This window comes from Mesorhizobium sp. M2A.F.Ca.ET.037.01.1.1 (genome assembly GCF_003998075.1).
In the GTDB taxonomy this organism is placed as follows: domain Bacteria; phylum Pseudomonadota; class Alphaproteobacteria; order Rhizobiales; family Rhizobiaceae; genus Mesorhizobium.
The window spans coordinates 1-1,414 of sequence record NZ_RZSA01001334.1 but is presented as its reverse complement, the minus strand read 5'-3'; the positions used below and the strand labels follow the sequence as shown (position 1 = coordinate 1,414).

1 protein-coding gene and 1 pseudogene are annotated in these 1,414 nt (G+C 65.4%); both read right to left on the bottom strand.

Annotated elements, in window-relative coordinates:
* Nucleotides 1-206: 206 nt before the first annotated feature.
* On the bottom strand, nucleotides 207-1,142 hold the full coding sequence (locus EOA27_RS36465) for a FliM/FliN family flagellar motor switch protein (RefSeq protein ID WP_126081533.1): 936 nt from the start codon (nucleotides 1,140-1,142) through the stop codon (nucleotides 207-209).
* Between the two features lie 34 nt (nucleotides 1,143-1,176).
* Nucleotides 1,177-1,414: pseudogene (locus EOA27_RS36460) on the bottom strand (flagellar motor stator protein MotA); the annotation flags it as partial.

The following is a 1,414-nucleotide window of genomic DNA, read 5'->3' as shown; positions in this document are numbered from 1 at the left end:
AGGATGATCTGCACGTCGACCGGAATGGTCATGATGATCGAGGAATTGGCGCCCGACTGAAAGGCGTCGTCCGGGCGCTTTTCCTCCTCCCGCAGCACGCCGCGCAGTTCCTCGATGGCGCGGTCGAGCTGTTCGTCGGGCTGGTCGGGTTCGGCTTCCACCTTGGTTTGTGCCATCTGTCGTCTCCATAAAAACCGGGCCTGGCGTCAGCCCGGCATCAGTCCGTCGATGAAATCCTGCCCGGCATCGTGCGGATGGCTGATGCGGACGGTGTAGTTCTGTCCGAGCTTGCCGAACTCGCAGACAAACAATGTCTTGTCGCGGGCGCTGAGTCTGGCGTTGAGCTGCGCATTCTCCTCGAATTCTATCACCTGGCCGGGCTCGAACGCGGCGAGGTCGCCGAGCGTCAGCCGGGCGAGCGGCATCGTCGCTTCGAGCCGGACGGTCGAGCGCATCACCTCTTCCGAGAAACGGGCACGCCAGTCGAATTCGCTGCTCTCGCCTTCCTCGACTTTGGCGTTTGCGCCACGCGTCGAGAGAAGGATGCGCTGTGGGATCATGACCGTGATCATGCCGGTATCGGTCTGCGTGGAGATGCCAAACACGATGCGGACTGCGGCGCCGTCGCGCAGGATGCGCCGCCTCGCTTCGCCGCCAGACGTTGCGCGAGGCACCGGCAGACGCAAATCCAATGAGCGCCGGCCCGATCCGTTGAGCGCCGTCGCGACCTCCTGGAACACGGTGGTCGCGACATCGGCCTCGATCTGCGACAGGTCGCGCTCGATCGGCGCCACCGGCTGGTCGGGATCGCCGCCGAACAGCGCGCTCACCATGACGGCGACCGCATGCGCATCCATCACCAGCGTCATGGCGTCGGCCGAGGTCGGCGACGAAACGATGGTCAGCGCAAAGGCATCGCCGGCGCGCGAACGCGCCTCGGGAACGCGGCCGACCTCCACCGCCTGCAGGTCGACGGTCACCGGCGCGCCGAGCTCGCTTGCAAGCGCCTTTTGCAGCACCGGGACCGCCCGTTCGGCCATGCCGCGGCCGACGCCGATCACCTGCGCCGCCTCGCCACTGTCGCCGACGAGACGCTCGATGATCAAGGCCCGCGTTTCTGACGGACTGGCCGGACTGGTCATGGCGGCAGGCGGCCCTGTCTCGGATCGAGCATGCTCAGGCCGCCTTCTTCTCGGCGGAGCCGGCGTTCATGGTGCTCTGCTCGACGGCATCGATCGTCGGACGCTCATAGGAGGAGATGGTCTTGCGACCGAATTCGATCGCCACCTGCGGCAAGGCGCCGTTCATATACGCAAGCAGCGTCTGCTTGACGATGATGTAGAGGCGGTTCTTCTTCTCGCGCACCGTCTTGATCTTGGTGGCGACCGGACCGACCACCGCATAGGACAGGAAG